Genomic DNA, 23,287 nt, shown 5'->3' on the forward strand with positions numbered 1-23,287 from the left:
TAATAAGAAATTTTTAGTAAAATTTAGGAGGAAGAAATATGTTCGTAAGAATAATGGAAAATATATCACTTTATGCCATACCTTTAATTATATTAGTAATAGTAGGATACGCTTATTTTGTAAAGAAAATAAAAGTTTATGAAGTATTTTGTGAAGGAGCAAAAGAGGGATTTAATACAGCTATTAGAATCATTCCTTTTTTAGTAGCTATGTTAGTGGCAATAGGTATTTTTAGGGCTTCTGGTTGTATAGATATTATGATGAAAATATTAGACCCAGTTTTCTCATTAATAGGAATGCCAGGAGAAGTGTTGCCAATGGCTATACTAAGACCTCTATCTGGAGGAGGAGCTACTGGAGTAATGAATGATTTAATGCTTACATATGGGCCAGATTCTTTAATAGGAAGAATAGCTTCTACTATGATGGGTTCAACAGAAACAACTTTCTATGTTCTTGCAGTATATTTTGGAGCAGTGAGCATAAGAAAAACAAGACATGCAGTAGCAGCTGGGCTATTAGCTGACTTAGCTGGACTTTTAACAGCTGTATGGATTTGTAGAATTATGTTTGCTTAAAAACTATAATTTGGAGAAGAGAATGAAAAAATTAAGAATACTTGTATTAGCTTTGGTTATTTTATCAAGTTGTACTAATAATGAGATAAAAGATACCACTATAAAAACTGAAAATAAAATAAAAGAAGAAGTAAGAACTGAAGAGGTAATAACTCCAAGTGAAATTTTAAAAAGCTTGGAACAAGAGATTGGTGTAAAAGAAGATATTGATGAAAATAGAGAAGAGATAGATGAAACAGCTTCAGAAAAGATTGAAAATACAGTTGAGGAAGATGTAATTAAAGAAAAAATAGAGGAGAAACAACCAGCTCAAAAAGAGGAGAAAAAAAATATCTCTTCAGAAAAAATTGCCTCACTTAAAAGTAAGGGAGAAAAGGCAATAAAAAGCTTTAGTAATCTAGAAATGTTAGAGCATAGTAATATTGGTATAGAGGTAAGAGAGATAGAGAGTGGAGAGATAATAGCTCAGTATAATAAAGGAGTTGCAATAACTCCAGCTTCTATAATGAAGGTAATTACTTCAGCTACTGCTTTAGAAGTTTTAGGGGCTGATACAAGATTAGAAACAAAAGTTGTATATGATGGGAAAATAGATAGTGAAGGTACTCTTACAGGAGATATATATATTATCGGTGGTGGAGACCCAACTTTAGGTTCTGATGGAATAAAAAAAGAGCAGACTGCTTTTATAACAGAGTGGATAAGTAAGGTAAAATCCTCTGGAATAAAAAAGATAAAGGGAGATATCATTGTAATAGATAATCTTTTTGGTTATGTAGGAGTAGAGGAAAAATGGTTATGGGAAGATTTTGGTACTAACTATGGACAAGGAACTTATGGAATAAGTGTATTTGATAATTTATATACTTTGTATCTATCTTCAACTGATAAAAAAATTGATATATTAGGAACAAAACCTGAGATTGATGGATTGAAATTTGAGAATAGACTGAAAATATCTCCTAGAGGCAGAAGAGATTTCTCAGTAAGAGGGTTACCTTTTGAGAATAAAAGAGTATTAAATGGAGAGGTTCCAGCTAATCTGAAAAAAATTGTAACAAAGAGTGATATTCCAAATCCAGCTTTATTTTTAGGACAATATTTTAAGAAAAATTTAAAAAATTCAGGAGTATCAGTTAGTGGAGATATAAAGACCTCAAGAAATAGTAATAAGAGACCAAAAAATCCTAAGACTTTAGCTATAACAAAATCAGCCACAATAGAAGAGATGGTAAGAGTATTACTAAAAAGAAGTGATAATCATTATACAGAGCATCTATATCAACTTTTAAAACTTAAGGATGTAAAAATTTCTGAATTTTGGAAAGAGAAAGGGATAGATACTAAAGCTTTAGTTATGCTTGATGGAAGTGGATTATCTCGTGGAGATTATGTATCAGCTAGTATCTTAACAGATATATTAGCTTATATGAATGAAAACTACCCAGAGTTTGAAAAATTACTTCCAAGAGGTGGATATGAGGGAACTGTTTCAGATTTTTTAGAACCTAAAGTTTTTGATGGTATAGTAAGAGTAAAAAGTGGAAGTATGAGTGGAATACAATCTTATACTGGATATATAGAAAAAGATGGAACGAAATTAGCTTTTACAATAATTGTAAACCATTGGAATGGAAGTAGAAATAGATTAAAAGATGAAATGGAGAAATTTATCAATAACTTATTTTAGGAGTAAGAGATGTTAGGAAAAGTTTTAAAAAAAGGGGATACTATTGGAATAATAGCTCCTGCTAGTTGCAGTAGTTATGAAAAAGTATTAGAAGCTAAGAAAAATATAGGGAATATGGGGTATAAAGTAGTATTAGGAGAGTGTACACAAAAACAGTGGTACTCTTATGCTGGAGAAGATGAAGAAAGAGCAAGAGAGATAAATAACTTTTTTTCTGATAAAGCTATTGATGCTATTCTCTGTATGAGAGGAGGTTATGGGTGTAATAGACTTATAGAACTTATAGATTTTGAAATAATAAAAAATAATCCTAAAATCTTTGTAGGATATAGTGATATTACAACTTTACATATGGCAATAAATGAAAAAACAGGATTGATAACTTTTCATGGACCTATGGCAGTAAGTAATTTTACTGGAAATTATAATATAGATACATATAATAATTTTATTGAAATTTTATCTAATCCTTTAGATCAAAGAGTAATAAATAATTTTTCTAAAGAGTTAGAGGTAATAAGTGAAGGAAAAGCTAAAGGAAAGTTAGTAGGAGGGAATTTAGCAACTCTTGTAGCTACTCTTGGAACAAAATATGACTTAGATTATAGAGAAAAAATACTTTTTCTTGAAGAGATAGGAGAAAAGACTTATAAGGTAGATAGATTTTTAAATCAATTGAAGAAACATGGAGTTTTTGAAAAGATAGAGGGAATTGTTTTAGGAGATTTTAAAAATTGTCCTCCAGATTCAGAAAAAGATATGTCACTAATAGAAGTTTTTCAAGACTATTTTAGAGATTTAAAGAAACCAGTGATATATAATTTAGAGAGTGGGCATAGTGAGCCTATGTTAACTCTTCCACTTGGAGCTATGTGTGGAATAGATAGTTATGAGAAAAAAATTACAATACTAGAGAAGGTAGTTAAATAAAATTTATAGTTTAAGGGATATTACAAAATTTTAAGTTGTAATATCCCTTTTATATTAAATATTTATTTTTATTTGATAAATAAATTCTAAAAATGTGAATAATAATTTTTTAAAAACATAATAAAATTTATATTTAAATAAAAAAATATGAACAAAAAATAAAAATAATTGATAGATAGGAAGTGAAGAATAAAGTTGTTATAATCTTATTTAGATAGAATTTCTATAAGCCTGCCATTATAAAATAGAAATTTAAAAAAATATTGAATTAAAACAAAAAAAGTATTAAAATAAAAGGGTTAAATAATAAAAATCTGGAGGGGTTTCATGAAAAAAGAAACTGTGGCAGATAATCTTAAACTTTTACAAAAAGGAAGTGGAAAGTTATATCTGCTATGTATTATTGTGGGAGCTTTGACAGGATTTATAGTTTCTCTGTATAGATGGGCACTTAACTATGCTAATCATTTTAGAGAATTTATAGTAAAAAATTCTTTGTCAGAAGGAACACTAACTATTTTTTTTATTTGGATATCTTTTATTTTAATTGGACTTATTGTAGACTATATTTCAAAAAAATATCCGAAAATTTCAGGGAGTGGAATACCACAAGTAAAAGGGATACTTTTAAGAAAGTTAGACTATGTAAATTGGCTTCAAGAGTTAATAGCTAAATTTATAGCTGGGCTTATGAGTATAGGAGCTGGACTTTCATTAGGAAGAGAGGGACCTTCTGTACAGCTAGGTTCATATATAGGTTTTGGGATTACCAAAATTTTTAAAAAAGATAGTATTGAGAAAAAATATTTAGTAACAAGTGGTTCTAGTGCTGGGCTTGCTGGTGCTTTTGGGGCACCTCTTTCAGGAGTAATGTTTGCTTTGGAAGAGTTACATAAATATATTTCAGCAAAACTTTTGATTTGTACATTTCTAGCAAGTATAGCTTCTGATTTTGTAGGAAGACGTATGTTTGGAATGGAGACATCTTTTAATTTAATAGCTAATTATCCTAAAAATATAAATCCTTATTATCAATTTATCCTTTATATAATTTTAGGAATAGTAATAGCTTTCTTTGGTAAATTATTTACTTTAACTTTAATTAAAGTGCAAGATAAATTTAAAGAATTAAAAATTTCAAGATGGATAAAAATATCTTTTGTAATGTCTACTTCACTACTATTTTGTTATTTTTTACCAGAAGTAACAGGGGGTGGACATGAATTAGTAGAGGAGATGGCTGGAGGAAATAGAACAATACAATTATTGATTATAATTTTTCTAGCAAAACTTTTTTTTACTGCTCTATGTTATGCAACTGGATTTGCTGGTGGAATATTTTTACCAATGTTAGTATTAGGAGCTATTATAGGGAAAATTTATGGACTAACACTTATTAAATATTTAGGTGTTGGATTAGATTTTGTTCCTCATTTTATGGTATTAGGAATGGCTGGATATTTTGTTGCCGTAGTAAGAGCACCTATTACAGGGGCTGTTCTCATATTAGAGATGACAGGAAATTTTGACCATTTACTTGCGTTGGTTACAGTATCAGTAGTAGCTTACTATGTAACAGAGCTTTTAGGATTAGAGCCTATCTATGAAATTTTATTTAAACGTATGCCAAAAGATACTCCTATGAAAGAGGAAGATTCTGGAAAAAAGACAATAATAACAGTACCTGTGATGGCTGAATCTGAATTAGATGGCAAAACTATTTCTGAGATAAAATGGGCTGAAGATGTTTTAGTGGTAGCAATATGTAGAAATGAACATGAGATAATTCCTAAAGGAAATAGTGTGATAGAGAGTGGAGATGTTCTTACACTATTACTTCCAGAAGCTAAGGTATATGAAATGAAAGAGCTATTATATAAACAAGGTGGGAACTAATTATTCCCACCTTTTATATTATTTTAGTAAATTTATAAAAAAGGTTATAATAGCAGCATTAAAAAAATCTATAAATAAAGCTCCAACTATAGGAATAACAAAGAAAGCTTTTGGTGAAGGAAGATACTTTTCAGTAAGAGCTTCCATATTAGCTAGAGCTTTTGGAGTAGTCCCAAACCCGCAACCGCAGTGTCCACCAGTCATAATTGCAGCATCATAATCTTTTCCAGTAAGGGTAAAGGTTATAAAATAGGCAAAGACTCCCATAAGAATAGTTTGTCCAATTAACATAATAATTAAAGGTAGAGCCAATTCTTTTAGCTCCCATAATTTAAAATTCATAAGTATCATTGATAAAAACATAGTAAGTGTAAAGTTTCCAATAACAGAGACTACTTCTAAATCAATAGAAAATAATTTAGTTTCATCAGCTAAATTTCTCATAATTGAAGCAGCAAACATAGTACCAATATATGGAGGTAAAACTAGTCCTAAACTATTTAAAAAGTTTGATATTAAACTACCTATTCCCATAGCAATAATAATTTGAAATCCAGTAGGGACAACATTTTTTAATTCTAAAGTAACAGACTTATCATCAAATGATTGAAACTCTTCTAAAGTAACTCTTTTTTGAATAAGATTTTTCTTTTCTATAAGTCTTTTACAAATAGGACCAGCAATTATGCTTCCAGCGATAAGAGCATAAGTAGCTGTTGCCATAGCTACCATTGTAGCTCCAGGGGTTCCAAAGCTTTCCATAATTGGACCAAAAGCTCCTGCTGTACCAGGTCCACCTGTAGTAGCTAGAGAGCCTGTAGCAATACCTATCATTGGACTAACTCCTAAAATTTTTGCCATTCCTACTCCAACAACATTTTGCAAAATGGCAAGAAGAATAGCAGCTATTAAAAACATTAGAACAGGAAGGCCAGCTTTTTTAAGAAGTTTTATGCTAGCAGAAAAACCAACAGTAGTAAAAAATGCTATCATAAAAATATCTTTAATAGAGTCTTCAAAAATAAAAGAGAAACTTCCAGTTTCATGTCCTAATAAGATAAAGAAAGAGAATAAAGTTCCTCCAGTAACTGAATCTGGAATACAATTATTTTTAAGAAATTTAAATTTATTATTTAAAAACTTTCCAAGATAAAATACTATAACTGCTAAAGCCATAGTTTGTATAGTTGAAAAATGGACAATCATAAAAACCTCCTACAATTATTCATATTATAAATAAAAAATATTTATTATTAAAATACATATAAAATATATCATATAGTATTGTAATATTACAAATATAAAAAATAAATAATTATTATATTTTTATTTTAAAAATATTAATATAATAAAAAACGTAATAAAAAAGAAATAAAAGTAATAAAAATAACCGCAATAAGTTTTTAGTAAATTGTAGAAAAAAAATAATTTTTTAGTTAAAATATTTAAAAGAATAGAGTATAATATAATTAACTTATAAAATAATATGGAGGAAACAACTATGGAAAAAAATTATTTAGGTTATTACAAAATGTGGTTAGAATCAAAAAATATAACTGAAGAAGATAGAAAAGAACTTTTAGAAATAAAAGATGATGATAAAGAGATTGAAAATAGATTTTATACAGATTTAAGTTTTGGAACTGCTGGAATGAGAGGAGTAAGAGGAGTAGGAAGAAATAGAATCAATAACTACAATATCAGAAAAGCAACTCAAGGATTAGCTAACTATATTCTAGCAACAACTGGAGAAGAGGGAGCAAAAAGAGGAGTAACTATAGCTTATGATTGTAGAATAGGTTCTACTGAATATGCTTTAAATACAGCTCTTGTACTTGCAGGAAATGGAATAAAGGCATATCTATTTGAATCTCTAAGATCAACACCAGAGCTATCATTTGCAACTAGAGAGTTAAAAGCTCAAGCAGGTGTAATGGTAACAGCTTCTCATAACCCTCAAGAGTACAATGGATATAAAGTATATTGGGAAGATGGGGCTCAAATAGTTGAACCACAAGCTAGTGGAGTAGTAAATGCTGTAAATTCAGTAGATATTTTCAATGATATAAAAATGATAACTGAAGAGGAAGCAAAAGCTAAAGGATTATTAGAATATATAGGAAAAGCAGTTGATGATAGATTTATAGAAGAAGTAGAAAAACAAGCTATAAATAGAGATTTGCCAAATAAAAAAGATTTTAAAATAGTTTATTCTCCATTACATGGAACAGGAAGAGTAGCTGTTCAAAGAGTTTTAAAAGAGATGGGATATGAATCTGTGTACACAGTGCCTGAGCAAGAGATGCCAGATGGAATGTTCCCAACTTGTTCATATGCTAACCCAGAAGATAAGTCAGTATTTAAATTAAGTACAGAGTTAGCTGATAAAATAGGAGCAAATATTTGTTTAGCTAATGATCCAGATGCTGATAGAACAGGTATAGCTATAAAAGATGATAATGGAGATTGGTATTATCCTAATGGAAACCAATTAGGAATTTTATTAATGAATTATTTATTAGAGATGAATAAAAATCTTCCAGCTAATGGAGCAGTAATATCTACAATAGTTTCTACTCCTATGTTAGATGTAATAGCTAAAGATAAGAATGTAAAATTATACAGAACTTTAACAGGATTTAAATATATAGGGGAAAAGATTAGACAGTTTGAAAATAAAGAATTAGATGGAACATATTTGTTTGGATTTGAAGAGTCTATTGGATACTTAGTAGGAACACATGTAAGAGATAAGGATGCTGTGGTATCTTCGTTATTAATTACAGAGATGGCATGCTATTATGATAGTATAGGTTCTACTCTTTATAAAGAATTAAATAAACTATATGAAAAATATGGTTGGTATAAAGAAGAGACAGTTTCTATAACTAAGACAGGAAAATCTGGATTAGAAGAAATTGGAAAAATAATGGAAAATATGAGAAAGAAAGAGCATACAGAAATCTGTGGTAAAAAAGTAGTAGTGTGTAGAGATTATAAATTACAAGTAGAAAAAGATTGTGTAACAGGGGAAACTAGAAAAATAGATTTACCAAAATCTGATGTTATTCAATTTGTATTAGAAGATAAAACTTATATTACTGTTAGACCATCAGGAACAGAGCCAAAAATCAAATATTATTTATGTGTAGTAGGTTCGGGAGATAAAGAGGCAAATGAAAAATTAGCATATGTAAAATCTGAGTTTTTAAAATATGTAGATACTCTATAAGAAGTAATACAGGAGGAAAAATGGTAGATGGAATATATATACATATTCCTTTCTGCATGAATAAATGTAATTATTGTGATTTTTTATCTTTTAAATCTAATGAAGAAGAAAGAAAAAAATATGTAGATTACATTTTAAAAGAGATAGACTTATATCCTAAATATGAGTATGATACAGTTTATTTGGGAGGGGGAACTCCCTCCCTTTTAAATTGTGAAGATGTAGAGAGGATAATAAAAAAATTAAATATAAAAGCTGGGGCAGAGATTACTTTAGAAGTAAATCCTAAAACTGTAAATTTAGAAAAGTTAAAAGGCTTTAAAAAAGCTGGAATAAATAGAGTAAGCATAGGAATACAGACATTTGATGAAAAAATGTTACAAGTTTTAGGAAGAATGCATAACTCCAATGAAGGTATTGAAACTTATTATCAAGCTAGAGAGGCTGGTTTTGATAATATTAGCTTAGATTTAATGTTTTCACTCCCTAATCAAAGCATAGAAAAAGTAAAACAGGATTTAGAAAGATTGTTAGAGCTAAGACCTGAACATTTTTCTATATACTCACTTATTTGGGAAGAGGGGACAGCTTTTTTTAAAAAATTAGAAGAGGAAGTATATAGAGAAACTGATAATGATTTAGAAGCTCAGATGTTTGAATATATAATAGATAGAGCTACTGAAGCTGGGTATATTCACTATGAGATATCTAATTTTTGTTTACCTAGCAAAGAGGCAAGGCATAATTCGAAATATTGGGAAAATAGAGAGTATTTAGGTATTGGATTAGGGGCTTCTGGTTATATTGGAGTAAAAAGATATAAAAATCAGGTGCAATTTTCTAAATATTATGATAATATAGAAAGAGGAATATTACCTATATTAGAAGAGGAGATAGTCACTGCTGAAACTAAAGAGGAATATAAGTATATGTTAGGTTTTAGATTGCTTAATAAAGGTGTGATTCCTAGTGGAAAATATTTAGAAAAATGTATCTCATTAGAAGAGCAAGGTTTTCTAAAAAGAAATGGAGAGGCTTATATTTTAACTAGAAAAGGAATAATGCTTGCTAATGATGTTTTAGATGAGTTTATTTAAATGGAGTTGAGAAGAATGAGTAACATAAAAAATAATATTGAAGAGATTCAAAAAGATATAAAAGATTACTCTATTTATCCTGAAAAAGTAAAGTTTATAGCTGTAACAAAATATGTAGATGCTGAAGTTATGAATAGTATATTAGATTGTGGAGTAAAAGTTTTTGGAGAGAACAAAGCCCAAGTTATCAAAGAGAAGTATGAAAAATATCTTTCTGAGGGAAGAAAAGATATAGAGTGGCACTTTATAGGTAATCTTCAAAAAAACAAGGTAAAATATATAGCTCCTTTTGTAAAGCTTATACACTCTGTAAATAAACTATCTCTTGCTCAAGAGATAGATAAGAGAGCACTACAAAATAATAGAGTGATAGATGTACTTTTAGAAATAAATATTGCTGGAGAAGAGAGTAAAGAGGGGTATGAATTAGAAGAGTTATACAAAGAATTACCTCAACTTTTAGAATTAAAAAATATAAATATAATAGGTCTTATGACTATGGCTCCTTTTGTAGATGATGAGACTCTTGTTAGAGGTGTATTTAGAAGGCTTAGAGAGATTAAAGATGAGTTAAACAAAAAGACTTTCAATGGGAAACTTACAGAGCTTTCAATGGGAATGACAAATGATTATAAAATAGCATTAGAAGAGGGAGCTACTATTATAAGAGTAGGGAGAAAGATATATCAATAATATATTGTACAAGGAGGAATAATAATGAATAAAAATCCATTAGATAAAATAAAAGTTTTGTTTGGTTTAGATAATCCAGATGGAGCAGGAACAGATAGTGATATAGATTTTGAAGAGAGTGGAATAACTGATATAGAAATAGTAGAGAATAAAAATGAAGCTGAACCAGTAGTACAAAACCATATATTATCTAAGCAAAAAACAAAACAAGTATCAACTTTAGAAACTGAAATGGGAGGAACTAGTTATCAAACTATTTTCTTAGACCCTAAAACTTATTCAGATTGTAAAAAAATAGTTGATTATATAAGAGCGGATAAAATGGTCACTTTAAATTTAGAATACCTAGATGAACAAACTGCTGTAAGGCTTATGAATTTTTTATCTGGAGCTATGACTGTAAAAGATGCTAATTATCTTATGATAAGTAAAAAGGTTTATACTGTTGTACCTAAGAGTATGAAAGTATATTATGAGGATAAGAAGATTATAAGTCCAAAAATATTTAAAGGATTTGGAGAAGAGAGGTAATTGTGGAGAAAAAAAGAAGAGCGTTAGCACTATTTTCTGGTGGATTAGATAGTGCTTTAGCAATTAAAGTTATAAAGGATCAAGGGATTGATGTAATAGCATTGAATTTTGTATCACATTTTTTTGGTGGAAAAAATGAAAAAGCTGAAAAAATGGCTGAGCAATTGGGAATAAAAGTAGAGTATGTACATTTTGAAAAAAGACATACAGAAGTGGTAAAAAATCCTGTATATGGTAGAGGGAAAAATATGAATCCTTGTATAGATTGTCACTCTCTTATGTTTAAAGTTGCAGGAGAACTATTAGAAAAATATGATGCAGACTTTGTGATTTCTGGAGAGGTACTGGGGCAAAGACCTATGTCTCAAAACTCAGCTGCATTAGAAAAAGTAAAAAAACTTTCTGGGATGGATGAATTAATAGTAAGACCCCTATCTGCTAAATTATTACCACCAAGTAAACCAGAGTTAGAAGGATGGATAGATAGAGAAAAACTTTTAGATATTCAAGGGAGAAGTAGGCATATCCAAATGGAATTAATGGAAAAATATGGTTTAGTAGAATATCCTAGTCCAGGGGGAGGTTGTCTATTGACAGATCCAGCTTTTTCTGATAGACTATCTATATTGGAAAAAGATGGTTATCTTGAAGAGAAATACTCTTTTCTTTTTCACTTAATAAAGAAAAGCAGATTTTATAGACTAGAAAAAGGAAAATATTTATTTGTAGGAAGAGACCAAGAGGGAAATGAGAGAATAGCTAGCTATAAAGAGTTGGGAAGTTTTTATCTGTGTGGACATAGGGTTCCAGGACCACATATGTTAGGTTTTGGAGAGTTTAATGAAGAGGATATGAACTTAGTAAAAGAGCTATTTTCAAGATATTCTAAATGTAAAGGTAAAGAGGAGATAGAGGTAAGAATTAATGGACAGATCTCTAAAGTACCAGTAGTAGATGTAGAAAAAGTAGAAGAGTTTATGAAAAAATATCAAATAGTAGGATAGTAGAATTGTAGTAAAATATGTAAAGTAAGGCGACTGAATTAATTTAATTTGGAGTTATTCTTTTTATGGGACAATTCTAAGATTATTTATTTTAGTCGTTTTTTTATTATAATAATATTTAGTAAGGAGAAAAATTTTATGAATTGGTTTGAAAACTTAGTAAACATAATCAATGGAATTATGTGGAACAAAAATTTATTAGTAATACTTTTAGTAGTAAGTGGAATTATTTTTACTATTAGAACAAGGGGAGTACAATTTAGATTATTTACTCATATGTGTCAACTTTTAACTGAAAAATCTAAGGCGGGAAAAGATGAAGTTTCTTCATTCCAGGCTTTTTGTATAAGTACAGCATCAAGAGTAGGAGTAGGAAATCTTGCTGGAGTAGTAGCAGCTGTATCAGTAGGAGGACCTGGGTCTGTATTTTGGATGTGGGTAGTAGCTTTACTTAACTCTTCAACAGCTTTTATTGAATCGACTATAGCTATACTATATAGAGAAAAAGATCCAAAAGGGGGATATAGAGGAGGAGCACCATACTTTTTAACAAAAGGACTTAATCAAAGGTGGCTAGGAATATTATTTGTAATCTTTGCTCTTATATGCTGGGGAGGAGTTTTCCAAGTAATCTCAAACTCTGTTACAGAATCTTTTAATACAGCTTTTGGAATTAACACAAGTATGACTTCTTTGATTTTAGTAATATTGTCTGCTGGAGTACTTTTTGGAAATAGAAATAAAATAGTAAAAGTTTTAGATAAGATGGTTCCTTTTATGGCAGCTTTATATTTAATAGTTGTTTTTTATATAATTGTAAAAAATATAGGACTTATGGGTACAACTATGGTAGATATATTTGAACATGCATTTGGAGTTAAACAATTTTTAGGAGGAACATTTGGTAGTGTTGTTATGGAAGGAGTAAAGAGAGGACTTTTCTCTAATGAAGCAGGGTCTGGTTCTGCTCCATGTGCAGCAGCAGCAGCAGAAGTAGAACATCCAGCCAAACAAGGATTAATTCAAGCTCTAGGAGTATTAGTAGATACAGTTGTGATTTGTAGTGCTACAGCTTTTGTTATTTTATTATCTAAAGGACACGTACAAGAGGGATTAGGTGGAATGACTTTATTACAAGAAGCTTTTAGATACCATGTAGGAGAATGGGGAGTTGTTTTTACAGCGGTAATTTTATTCCTTTTCTCATTTAGTACAATTTTAGGTATTAGTTTCTATGCAAAACCTAATTTATATTTTCTATGTGAAAAAGAATGGCCACAAGAAGCTTTTAAAATATTTACACTGATTATGTTATACTGGGGAGGAGTTAGACAAAATTTCTTAGTATGGAGTTTAGCTGATTTAGGATTAGGACTTATGACAATAGTAAATATGATTGGAGTATTTCCTCTAGTTTCAAAAGCTCTTGAGAGTTTAAAAGAGTATGAAGTTAAATTTTTTAATAAATAGTATAGAGTAAAAATAATATTTCGAAAGACTATTATGGTATTGAGGTTATAATAGTCTTTTTTATTTAGAAAATAAATTTTAATTATATTAAATTTAAATTTAAAAAAAATAACAATTTCTTTTATTTAATAAAGAAATATGATACTATAAAATTAAGAAAAATATAAAAAATAAAACAAGAAGGTGAATTTTTTATGGGGTTTTTATCTACGAATGTTGAAAAACGTCGTGAAATGATTTTAAATAGAAATATTCTTAACACATTATTGTTTCTTTCTTTTCCAACTTTATTGATGGGGATGGTTCAATCTCTTATTCCTCTATCTGATGGGTTATTTTTAAATAGAACCTCAGGATATTTAGTAGCTGCTGCTGTTGGATTTGGGCAACCTATTATAAATATAATAAATGCCTTATCTCAAGGACTGGGAGTTGCTTCTATGGCAATAGTTGGACAAATAAATGGAACAGGAGATTTGGAGGAAGTAAAAAAAGTTTCGACTCAGATAATGGTATTTTCTTTTATAATTGGATTAGTGGTGGCTCCCACATCAATTATTTTTGCTTCAGTGGTTTCTAAAAGTATTAGTCCAGAGATAGCTTATGATGTTTTTCTATACTTGAGCCTTTATGCTATTGTTATTCCAATGCTTTTTATGGCGGCTATTTTTAATGCTATAAAAAATGCAACTGGACAACCAGAGGCTACACTTATAAGAATGATAATTTTACTTTTATTAAAAATAATTTTTAATAGTATTTTTTTGGCTGTACTTCATTGGGGAGTTATTGGAGCGGTGATGGCGTCTCTTTGTTCTTATATAGTAATTGCAATTTGGATGTATTATGACCTTTTTATAAAAGAGAGTATGACAAAATTAGATTTGAGGGGTTTTAGTTTTGACTTTAAACTTTTAAAAAGGTTATTAAAATTAGCTCTTCCTACAATGTTAACATATTCTTTAATAAATTTTGGATTTTTCTTAATAAATATGGAAGTAGAAAGATATGGTGCTTATGTATTAACAGCACAAACAATAGCAAGTAATATTAATGCTATGTGTTTTAACTTACCATCTTCAATAGGAACAACAGTAACAACTATGGTAAGTATGAATATAGGGGCAAGAAAACCTAGAAATGCTAAAAAATCTTTCATATATGGTTGTAGAGTGAGTGTAATAATATCTTTAATTATAATTGTTTTATTTTTACCAAGTAGTAATTATTTAGTTAGATTATTTCAAGATAATGAAACAATAGTAAACTTAGCAGACCACTCATTAAAAATATATACATTTTCAATTATAGGATTTGGAATATATATGGTATCTCAAGGAGCTTTTATAGGATTAGGAAGAACAAGATTACCATTATCTATGGGAATTTTAAGAGTTTGGTTTATAAGATACATATTTATTCTTATAACAAAAAGATGGCTAGGAGTAGATTCTGTTTTCTGGGGAAATCTTGTATCTAACTATATAGCTGGTTTTTTATTTTATTATATTGTGACAAAAACACCTTGGAAGTCAGTATTAAAAAGATAAAAAAAGGGGCTGTAACAATTTGTTAACAGCTCCTAATTTTTTTAATCTTTTAAGAGTTTACAATTATGATATTCGTTTTTAGAAGAATTTTTATAAGTACAAGTACCAGTTATTTTTTTACATTTAATAGATATATGTCCATCGTAATCTATTCCAATAGAGTGTTCACACTCAAGAACAGGATAATCTTTTAAATATTTCTCTTTTTCAGTTTTACTAATCAAGTATTTTTCCATTATATTCTCCTATTATTTTTTATATATTGTTCTACCATCAGCTTGATTATTACAAACAAGTGTAATTTCAGCTACATGTACATTGGCTGGTAAATTAGCAATATAAGCTACAGTTTCAGCTATATCATCAGGAGTAAGAGGCTCTATTCCTTGATAAACTTTTTTAGCTCTTTCTACGTCTCCTTTAAATCTAACTAAACTGAAATCTGTTTCAACAAGTCCAGGTTTTACATCAGTTACTTTTATCTTAGTATCAACTAAATCAATTCTAAGTCCATCTGATAATATTTTTACAGCTGCTTTAGTAGCACAATAAACAGCTCCACCAGCATAAGCTGCGTCTCCAGCAACTGAACCCATATTGATAATAGTTGTAGGAACATCTCTTTCTATCATATGTGGAACTATAGCATTAGTAACATAAAGAAGCCCTTTTATATTTGTATCTATGACAGTAGAAATATCTTCTGATGAATTTAAATAAAGCTTATCTAACCCATATGCTAATCCAGCATTATTGATAAGTATATCAATATCTTTCCATTCAGTAGGAAGATTGGCTATTTTTTCAGCTACTTCTTGAGCATTTCTTACATCTAGTTGAAGTGGTAAAACTTTAACAGAATAATTTTTTTCTAATTCATTTTTTAATTCATTTAAAAGATGCTCTCTTCTTCCAGTGATAATGACATTCATTCCTAATTTAGCTAAAGATATAGCACAAGATTTTCCTATTCCGCTAGTTGCTCCTGTAATAAAAGCTATTTTTCCCATTACTCTACTTTCATTGTACATAATATCACTCCCTTTATTTTAACTTTCGATATAGGCTTTTTTTATTTTTTCAGCAGTGTCATACATATTGCTGTTAATATCAATTTTTATGCTAAAATCACTAGATATTTTGTAAAGTAATTCTCTTTTTTGATATAATTCTTGGATTTTTTCAAACATATTATCAACATTTAGAAGAGGACGAGTTTTACTATTTTTTACTCTTTCATAGATACACTCTATTGTACAATCAAGATAAACAATAAATGAAGTTTCTTTAAGATTTTTAATATTTTCATTATCTATGATAACTCCACCACCAGTGGCTATAACAATATTATTATTGAGAGATTCCTCTAAAACAATTTCCCTTTCTAATTTTCTAAAATATTGTTCACCTTTTTCAGAAAAAATTTCTGGAATAGTTTTTTTTTCTCTAGCTGCAATAAGTTTATCTATATCAATAAATTTCATATCCATATATTTAGCAAGTATTCTTCCTATGGTACTTTTCCCACTTCCCATAAATCCTATCAGTGCAATATTATCTTTCATTTTTCCTCCTCAAAGATATTATAACATGTAAACTAAGCAAATAAAAGAAAGAAATTTTATATTTTTTAAAAATTATGTTGATTTTATTTTAAACTTAAAGTATAATTTTATTGAACTAAACATTTTAATTATATATTTTTAGTTCAAAAAAAGAATGAAAAAAATGGTATTTAGGAGGAAGTATGGAGAAAGAAAAAAGTGTAAAAAAAGGATTTGTTAACAAATTTCTAGATTTTATTGAAGTAGGAGGAAATAAACTTCCACATCCAGTAACTCTATTTTTCTTATTTTGTGTGGCTATTATTTTAATTTCTGGAATAGCAGCAAAAATGGGAGCATCAGTTACTTATGAAGCTTTAAATAAAGCAACTGGAAATTTTGAAGAAACAACAGTTAAAGTAAAATCTCTAATGACAGGTGATGGAATTAGATATATATTTAACTCTATGATTAAAAACTTTACTGGTTTTGCACCATTAGGAACAGTTTTAATAGGGGTTATAGGTATTGGAGTATGTGAAGGTAGTGGACTTATGTCAGCTCTTATTAAAAAAATAGTAACTTCTACACCTAAAAGAGCTATCACAGCTGTTGTTGTTTTTGCTGGAGTTATGTCAAATATTGCTTCAGATGCAGGTTATGTTGTATTAGTTCCATTAGGAGCAGTAATATTTTTATCATTTGGAAGACATCCGCTTGCAGGACTTGCAGCAGCATTTGCAGGAGTATCTGGTGGATTTTCAGCTAATCTTTTATTAGGAACAACAGATCCATTACTAGGAGGAATTACTACAGAGGCAGCAAGATTATTAGATCATAACTATTTTGTAGATGCTACAGCTAACTACTATTTTATGTTTGTTTCAACATTTTTAATTACAGCATTTGGAACATTTATAACTGAAAAAATTATTGAACCAAGATTAGGAAAATATGAAGGTGAAAATGAAATAGATATGACTACTATTTCTGAAGAGGAGAAAAAAGGATTAAAAGCAGCTTTTCTTGTAATGATAATATTTGTTGCTATAATGGCTTTTTGTACTATTCCATCAAATGCAGTATTTAGAGAAAATGGGACACTTAAAGCTTGGACATCAAATGGACTTATTACTTCGATGATGTTATTTTTCTTATTACCTGGTATTGTTTATGGATATGTAGCAGGAACTATAAAAAGTGATAAAGATGTAGCTAAATTAATGGCTAAGGCGTTAGCTGGTATGGGTGGATATATGGCTATTGTATTTACAGCATCTCAGTTTATAGCATATTTTGGATATACAAATTTAGGAACAGTAATTGCTGTAAGTGGAGCATCTGCTCTTAAGTCTATTGGATTTACAGGACTGCCATTAATAGTAGCATTTGTATTTTTAACAGGATTTATTAATTTGTTTATGGGTTCAGCTTCAGCAAAATGGGCAATTATGGCTCCAGTATTTGTACCTATGCTTATGCAATTAGGATATACTCCAGAATTTACTCAATTAGCATATAGAATAGGAGATTCATCTACAAATATAATTTCTCCACTTATGTCTTATTTTGCTATGGCAGTAGCATTTATGCAAAAGTATAAAAAAGATGGTGGAATGGGAACTCTTATTTCTTTGATGTTACCATATTCAATGTGTTTCTTAATTGGATGGACAATGCTTATGATAGTTTGGTTCTTAATAGGTTTACCAATAGGACCAGGAATTTCTATCCACCTATAATATAAACTAATTTAAAAGGAGAAGTTAAGTTGCTTCTCCTTTTTATTTAATTACAAAGTTAATGCTAAAGCTCCTAATAATCCAGCGTTATCTCCTAACTTTGGATATACTATATAATTATCTATATTTTCAAGAATTTCTTTTGTCTGAACATATCCTTTTAGTAACTCTATTACATTTGCTCTAATTTTTGGGAAAAGTTGAGATTGTTTCATTACTCCACCACCTAAAATTATTTTTTCTGGAGATAAAGTAAGAATGAAATTAACTAATCCTTGAGCTATATAGTAAGCTTCTATATCCCATGCAACATGGTCTAATGGTAACTCATGTCCTTTTATTCCCCATCTAGCTTCGATAGCTGGTCCTGCTGCCATTCCCTCTAAACAATCTTTATGGAAAGGACATTTTCCTTCGTATTTATCTTCGGGATGTCTTTTAACTAAGATGTGTCCCATCTCAGGGTGTAACATTCCATGAACTAGTTTTCCAGAAACTAAAGCTCCACCACCTATTCCTGTTCCTATAGTCATATATAAACAGTTATCTAATCCTTTAGCTGCTCCCCATGTAGCTTCTCCTAAAGCAGCTCCATTTACATCTGTATCAAAGTACATAGGGATATCAAAATATTTTTTTAAATATCCTACTACATCACAATCTGTCCAAGCTAACTTAGGAGTTTTTGTTATATATCCATAAGTTTTTGATTTAGGATTTACATCAATTGGTCCAAAAGATCCTATTCCAAGTCTTTCTATATTTTTATCTTTGAAAAATTCTACTACTTTTGCTAGGGTAATTTCAGGTGTTTCAGTAGGAAAACTTACTCTTTCAAATATCTCTCCCTTTTCATTTCCCACACCACAAACAAATTTTGTTCCTCCAGCTTCAACTGCTCCTATTATCATCTGTTTCTAATCTCCTTTATTCTAATATAGTAATTATCTACTATAATACAATTTTTATTTTAAAATTTCAAATTTTTTTATCTCGTAACCTTTAAATTCTTTTAATTTATACTCTCCACTGAGATTTACTCTATTTTCTAAAATCTCACAATAACATCTACTTGTAAAAACTTCCTCTCCAGAGTTGACAAAAATCTCAATAGAGCTATTATCTAGAAATATATTTAAACTTTCCAGTTTCTCTAATCTTACACTTCTTTCATCTCTACCAAGACCACATTTTTCAAGATTTAAAGTTAAAATTCCAGCTCTATATATAATTTTTATGCTCTCTCTTAAAAGAAGTTCAATCTCTTTACAACTTTCAAAATCAAAGATTAATTCTATATTTTCAAAAGTAGATATATTTTCTTGTTCAACTCTTAATTTTTTAAACTCCTCTAAAGGAAGTTGAATAATTTTTCCATCTTTTACCTTTAACTCTCTAGGAAGGGTTAAAGCATGTTGCCACCCATTTTTTACTGTTTCCTCATTAGTGTATGAAGCATCTGGTAATCCCATCCAACCAATTAAAATCTTTCTTCCTTTTTCATCAGTAAAAGTTTGAGGAGCATATATATCAAATCCTCTATCTAATTCTACAAATTTTCCTAAAGCATACTCTTTCCCCTCAAAATCTATATCTATAGGAAAATATCCACATTGGTAGATATTGGCATAATCTATTCCAACTTGCTCCACCCCTTGAGGACAACAAATTAAAAACATCTTTCCAGAGATCTCTATTAAATTAGGGCACTCCCACATATATCCAAACTTTTCTTGTGAATCTATTCTCATATGATAAGACCAGTTTTCTAAATCTTTTGAACTATATATTAAGACACAGCCTCTATCCTCTAAATCTCTTGCTCCTAATACCATATAAAAAACTCCATCTCTCTCTATTATTTGAGGGTCTCTTACATGGCAACTCATATTAGGGTAGTCACTATTTTTTAAAATTGTTCTTTTCTCATCGTAGGTAAATCCATCTTTAGATCTTACCATTATGGTATTTTGCTCTCTTCCAGCAGAGATATAATCATATTTTTTATCGGTGTATTTTACATTACCTGTATAATAAAAATAGATTTCATCATCTTTTATAAAAGCTGAACCACTATATACCCCATCTCTATCATCTTTTACATCTGAAAAAAGAAATGGTTCATACTCTTTGTAGGTTATCCAATCTTCTGTTGTATAATGTCCCCATAACTTCATACCCCAAGTAGCATCAAAAGGTGTATATTGATAGTAAATATGATTTATCCCTTTAAACTGACAAAGTCCATTTGGATCATTTAGCCAACCACTAGGTGGAATTAGATGAAAGTTAAGTAAATATCTATCTCTACTCATCATCTCTTGTAGTTTTTTCTGTTCATTTAAACGATTTATATACTCTTTTTTATCCATTCTTACCTCAAATTAATTTTTCTTAACTAAAATTTTTGTTACTCCCATAGCTACTCCCATACTTATAGCAATCATAGATAAATAACCAAATAGATTGTTTCCTAAATAAGCTGGAATAGCTGGGATAAATGTTACTCCCATAACAGAAGGAGCTATATCAAATAAAACTGCAAATATTCCTCCAACAGCTCCACCTATCATACCTGATATAAATACTTTTGAATTTGTTAAAGTTACTCCAAATAGTAATGGTTCTGTTATTCCAAAGAAACAAGGAACTATTGAAGAGAATTTTAAAGCTCTTTCTTCCTTATTTTTTATACTCATAGCGAAAGCTATAGCTGCTCCAGCTTGTCCAGCCATAGAAGCTGTTCCTAAAGCATTTAATGGATTTCTTCCTAAAGTACTTAAATAACTTGTTTCAACAATCATTAATGAATGATGTAATCCTGTTACTGTCAATACTTGTTGGAAAGCACCATATAAACCACCACCTATTCCTAATGGTAGCCCTATTATTCCTTGAATTGCAGTCATAACTAAATCTTCTATTGTTGTAAATATAGGTCCTACAACTAAGAAAGCTAATATCATTCCTATAACTATTGTTAAAAATGGAGTAAATACTAAATCTACTACACTTGGCATCCAAGATTTTACCCATTTTTCGATATATGATCCAACTATACCAACAATAAGAGCAGGGAGGATTGTACCTTGGAATCCTTCAATCCTAAAAATTCCTAATTGTAAAGGTTTTACAGCACCACTAGCAACTTCCCAAGCATTAGGTAACATAGGGGCTATCAACATAAGTCCTAAGACCATTCCTATTACAGGAGTTCCACCAAACCTCTTAAAAGTAGACCAAACTACAAGAGCAGGTAAAAATATAAATACTGTATCAGTTACAACTTGTGTCATAGTTAAAACTTCGGGAGAAAGTGTTACCCCTAATTGTAATACAAAACCTCTGAGTCCCATACAAAGTCCAGTAGCAACAAGTACTGGTATAAGTGGAATAAAAACATCTGCTAAAGCTCTTAATCCTTTTTGGAATGGATTTAAATTAGCATAAGCTTCCTGTTTTGCTCCCTCTGTCTTTATATCTCCTTGAGAATTTATAATAGCAAAAACCTTATTTACCTTTCCAGTTCCAATTATTATCTGATGCTGACCAGATTGGAAAAAGTATCCCCCTATTCCTTGAATAGATTTTAAACCTTCTACTGAAACCTTGTCATTATCTTTGGCAACAATTCTAAGCCTAGTAGCACAATGCTCCATTACAGCTATATTTTCTTTTCCACCAATATTTTTTACAACTTCTTGTGCAATTTTATTAAAGTCCATACTCTCCTCCTCTTACTTTTTAATTCTAAATTTATGTTCCCTCTCTCAAACTTAAGGGAACGTTCCCATATATTTAAGATAATATATTTTTTTAAATTTGTCAATAATATTTTTTAAAAATATTTCACTAATAACTCTTATAGCTCTTTTTTTCCTGTTTTAATACAAAAATATTTTTTGTTAGTGTTTTTACAAAATTTATTGTATAATAGAAAATATAATATATTTACGTGAGGTTACAAACTTTTATGAGTAAAAAAATAACGATTTTAGATATAGCAAAACTTTCTGGAGTGGGAAAGAGTACTGTTTCAAGATTTTTTAATAATGGATATGTAAGTGAAGAGGTCAGAGAAAAAATTCAAAGGGTCATTGATGAACATGGATATGCTCCTAATCTTTTTGCTAGAGGAATTAAAACTAAAAATAATAAGTTTATAGGAGTTATTGTTCCATGTTTTGATTCTACTACTACATCAACTATTTTAATGAACTTAGATACAAAATTAAGGGGAGAGGGGTATATTCCTCTTATTATAAATACTAATCATGATATTGAATTAGAAAAGGCAAATCTTGACAATCTTTGGCGTTTAAATGTCGAAGGTATAATTATTTTAGCCACTCAAATTACTCCTGAGCATAAAAACTTTGTAAAGAGAACTCAGCTTCCAACTCTTTTTGTAGGGCAAATTTGTTCAAATGGGTACTCTATAATTAACAATGAAAATGAAGCTGGAAAAAAGATTGGAAATAAGGTTTTAAAAGCAAATTTAAAAAAGATTCTTTATATTGGAGTAGATGAAAAAGATATTACTGTAGGGGTTACTAGAAGAGAGGCTGTTTTTAAAATTTTAAGGAAATCTCCTGATATTGAAATTACTGAAATAAAAAGTGATTTCTCTCTTGAGAAAACTGAGATTTTAGTAGATGAGTATTTAAAAAATAATAGCCCTGATTGTATAGTATCTGCTACTGATAATATGGCTTTTGGAGCTATGAAAGCGATCTATAGACATGGATATAAAATTCCAGAAGATATATCTATTTTAGGTTTTGGTGGATATAAAATTTCAGATGTAGTTACTCCTAGATTGACAACAATAAAATATAACAATGAAATGACAGGAAAATTAGCTGCTGAAACTATAATAAAATTAATTAGAAATGAAGAAGTTCCTAAAATTCAAAAAATAGATTATGAGTTTTTAGATAGGGAGAGTGTAAAATAAATAAGTGGCTAGGAGTTCCTAACCACTTTTTTATATATAAGGAAATTATAATTTGACTTTTTAAGAGAAAAATAAGGAATTAGTTAATATTTCTATTAGAAGTTTAATAAAATAAGAAAAAATAAATATTTTTGTAACACAAAAAAGCTGATTTTAATCAGCGCTACCAACAATATTCTTTCCAACAAATGGAGCCTTTTGATATATTAAAATATGAAATTCTTCTTACTTTCATTTTAATTTTACAATTAAAACAATAGAAAGGATTTATTCCAAATGTTTTCCAGATTTCTAGTTGATAAAATGTAGTTTTAGTATATTGTAATTTATATTTTTTTATTTTAGAGATAATAAATTTAAGTTCTTTTTTTAT

The 23,287-nt window shown here is 29.3% G+C and carries 20 protein-coding genes; 13 read left to right on the forward strand and 7 right to left on the reverse strand.

Features of this window, described 5'->3' with window-relative positions:
- Positions 1 to 38: 38 nt before the first annotated feature.
- From FMAG_RS05370 to FMAG_RS05385, 4 genes are all read left to right on the forward strand, one after another.
- Positions 39 to 578, forward strand: coding sequence for a spore maturation protein (locus FMAG_RS05370; RefSeq protein WP_040493632.1), 540 nt, complete (start codon positions 39 to 41; stop codon positions 576 to 578).
- A 22-nt stretch (positions 579 to 600) separates the two neighbouring features.
- Positions 601 to 2,268, forward strand: a complete 1,668-nt coding sequence (dacB, locus tag FMAG_RS05375; protein WP_005884768.1) for a D-alanyl-D-alanine carboxypeptidase/D-alanyl-D-alanine endopeptidase — start codon at positions 601 to 603, stop codon at positions 2,266 to 2,268.
- Between the two features lie 9 nt (positions 2,269 to 2,277).
- Positions 2,278 to 3,198 (forward strand): S66 peptidase family protein, encoded by a 921-nt coding sequence (locus FMAG_RS05380; protein WP_005884770.1) that lies wholly within the window; start codon positions 2,278 to 2,280, stop codon positions 3,196 to 3,198.
- A gap of 327 nt (positions 3,199 to 3,525) precedes the next feature.
- The gene (locus FMAG_RS05385) at positions 3,526 to 5,094 is read left to right on the forward strand and encodes a ClC family H(+)/Cl(-) exchange transporter (RefSeq protein ID WP_005884772.1); all 1,569 of its coding nucleotides are present in this window, start codon (positions 3,526 to 3,528) and stop codon (positions 5,092 to 5,094) included.
- 18 nt (positions 5,095 to 5,112) lie between these two features.
- Here FMAG_RS05385 and gltS read toward each other — a convergent pair whose 3' ends face one another.
- Entirely contained in the window at positions 5,113 to 6,300 is a 1,188-nt protein-coding gene (gene gltS, locus FMAG_RS05390) for a sodium/glutamate symporter (RefSeq protein WP_005884774.1), read from the reverse strand.
- A 295-nt stretch (positions 6,301 to 6,595) separates the two neighbouring features.
- Between gltS and FMAG_RS05395 the strand changes: the two genes are divergently transcribed.
- The 7 genes from FMAG_RS05395 to FMAG_RS05425 all read left to right on the forward strand — a co-directional run bounded on the left by FMAG_RS05395 (position 6,596) and on the right by FMAG_RS05425 (position 14,671).
- Positions 6,596 to 8,326, forward strand: a complete 1,731-nt coding sequence (locus FMAG_RS05395; RefSeq protein WP_005884776.1) for a phospho-sugar mutase — start codon at positions 6,596 to 6,598, stop codon at positions 8,324 to 8,326.
- 20 nt (positions 8,327 to 8,346) lie between these two features.
- Entirely contained in the window at positions 8,347 to 9,423 is a 1,077-nt protein-coding gene (gene hemW / locus FMAG_RS05400; protein WP_005884778.1) for a radical SAM family heme chaperone HemW, read from the forward strand.
- A 15-nt stretch (positions 9,424 to 9,438) separates the two neighbouring features.
- Positions 9,439 to 10,116 carry a YggS family pyridoxal phosphate-dependent enzyme gene (locus FMAG_RS05405; RefSeq protein ID WP_005884780.1) on the forward strand — a complete coding sequence of 226 codons (678 nt, stop codon included), beginning with the start codon at positions 9,439 to 9,441 and terminating at the stop codon, positions 10,114 to 10,116.
- Positions 10,117 to 10,140: 24 nt separating this feature from the next.
- Positions 10,141 to 10,647 carry a cell division protein SepF gene (sepF, locus tag FMAG_RS05410; RefSeq protein ID WP_005884782.1) on the forward strand — a complete coding sequence of 169 codons (507 nt, stop codon included), beginning with the start codon at positions 10,141 to 10,143 and terminating at the stop codon, positions 10,645 to 10,647.
- 2 nt (positions 10,648 to 10,649) lie between these two features.
- Positions 10,650 to 11,651: a 7-cyano-7-deazaguanine synthase gene (locus FMAG_RS05415; protein WP_005884784.1), complete on the forward strand. Its 1,002-nt coding sequence runs from the start codon at positions 10,650 to 10,652 to the stop codon at positions 11,649 to 11,651.
- Positions 11,652 to 11,789: 138 nt separating this feature from the next.
- Positions 11,790 to 13,121, forward strand: coding sequence for an alanine/glycine:cation symporter family protein (locus tag FMAG_RS05420; RefSeq protein ID WP_005884786.1), 1,332 nt, complete (start codon positions 11,790 to 11,792; stop codon positions 13,119 to 13,121).
- Between the two features lie 194 nt (positions 13,122 to 13,315).
- Positions 13,316 to 14,671, forward strand: a complete 1,356-nt coding sequence (locus tag FMAG_RS05425; protein ID WP_005884788.1) for an MATE family efflux transporter — start codon at positions 13,316 to 13,318, stop codon at positions 14,669 to 14,671.
- Positions 14,672 to 14,712: 41 nt separating this feature from the next.
- On the opposite strand, the gene FMAG_RS05430 is transcribed toward FMAG_RS05425, so the two are convergent.
- From FMAG_RS05430 to FMAG_RS05440, 3 genes are read right to left on the reverse strand one after another with little or no spacing between them, the layout of a single operon-like run.
- Positions 14,713 to 14,907 (reverse strand): hypothetical protein, encoded by a 195-nt coding sequence (locus FMAG_RS05430; protein ID WP_005884790.1) that lies wholly within the window; start codon positions 14,905 to 14,907, stop codon positions 14,713 to 14,715.
- A 12-nt stretch (positions 14,908 to 14,919) separates the two neighbouring features.
- On the reverse strand, positions 14,920 to 15,702 hold the full coding sequence (locus tag FMAG_RS05435) for an SDR family NAD(P)-dependent oxidoreductase (protein WP_005884792.1): 783 nt from the start codon (positions 15,700 to 15,702) through the stop codon (positions 14,920 to 14,922).
- Between the two features lie 18 nt (positions 15,703 to 15,720).
- Positions 15,721 to 16,236 carry a shikimate kinase gene (locus FMAG_RS05440; RefSeq protein WP_005884795.1) on the reverse strand — a complete coding sequence of 172 codons (516 nt, stop codon included), beginning with the start codon at positions 16,234 to 16,236 and terminating at the stop codon, positions 15,721 to 15,723.
- A gap of 182 nt (positions 16,237 to 16,418) precedes the next feature.
- Between FMAG_RS05440 and FMAG_RS05445 the strand changes: the two genes are divergently transcribed.
- Positions 16,419 to 17,957 (forward strand): AbgT family transporter, encoded by a 1,539-nt coding sequence (locus tag FMAG_RS05445; protein ID WP_005884797.1) that lies wholly within the window; start codon positions 16,419 to 16,421, stop codon positions 17,955 to 17,957.
- Between the two features lie 50 nt (positions 17,958 to 18,007).
- On the opposite strand, the gene FMAG_RS05450 is transcribed toward FMAG_RS05445, so the two are convergent.
- From FMAG_RS05450 to FMAG_RS05460, 3 genes are read right to left on the reverse strand one after another with little or no spacing between them, the layout of a single operon-like run.
- Positions 18,008 to 18,868, reverse strand: coding sequence for an ROK family protein (locus tag FMAG_RS05450; protein ID WP_005884799.1), 861 nt, complete (start codon positions 18,866 to 18,868; stop codon positions 18,008 to 18,010).
- A 54-nt stretch (positions 18,869 to 18,922) separates the two neighbouring features.
- Positions 18,923 to 20,329 carry a glycoside hydrolase family 32 protein gene (locus FMAG_RS05455; protein WP_005884801.1) on the reverse strand — a complete coding sequence of 469 codons (1,407 nt, stop codon included), beginning with the start codon at positions 20,327 to 20,329 and terminating at the stop codon, positions 18,923 to 18,925.
- A gap of 12 nt (positions 20,330 to 20,341) precedes the next feature.
- Positions 20,342 to 21,682, reverse strand: a complete 1,341-nt coding sequence (locus FMAG_RS05460; RefSeq protein WP_005884803.1) for a PTS transporter subunit EIIC — start codon at positions 21,680 to 21,682, stop codon at positions 20,342 to 20,344.
- 248 nt (positions 21,683 to 21,930) lie between these two features.
- Here FMAG_RS05460 and FMAG_RS05465 point away from each other — a divergent pair, with 248 nt between their 5' ends.
- Positions 21,931 to 22,914, forward strand: coding sequence for a LacI family DNA-binding transcriptional regulator (locus FMAG_RS05465; RefSeq protein ID WP_005884805.1), 984 nt, complete (start codon positions 21,931 to 21,933; stop codon positions 22,912 to 22,914).
- Positions 22,915 to 23,287 lie beyond the last annotated feature (373 nt).

Origin of the sequence: Fusobacterium mortiferum ATCC 9817, assembly GCF_000158195.2 — a bacterium.
GTDB classification, from domain to species: Bacteria; Fusobacteriota; Fusobacteriia; order Fusobacteriales; family Fusobacteriaceae; genus Fusobacterium_A; species Fusobacterium_A mortiferum.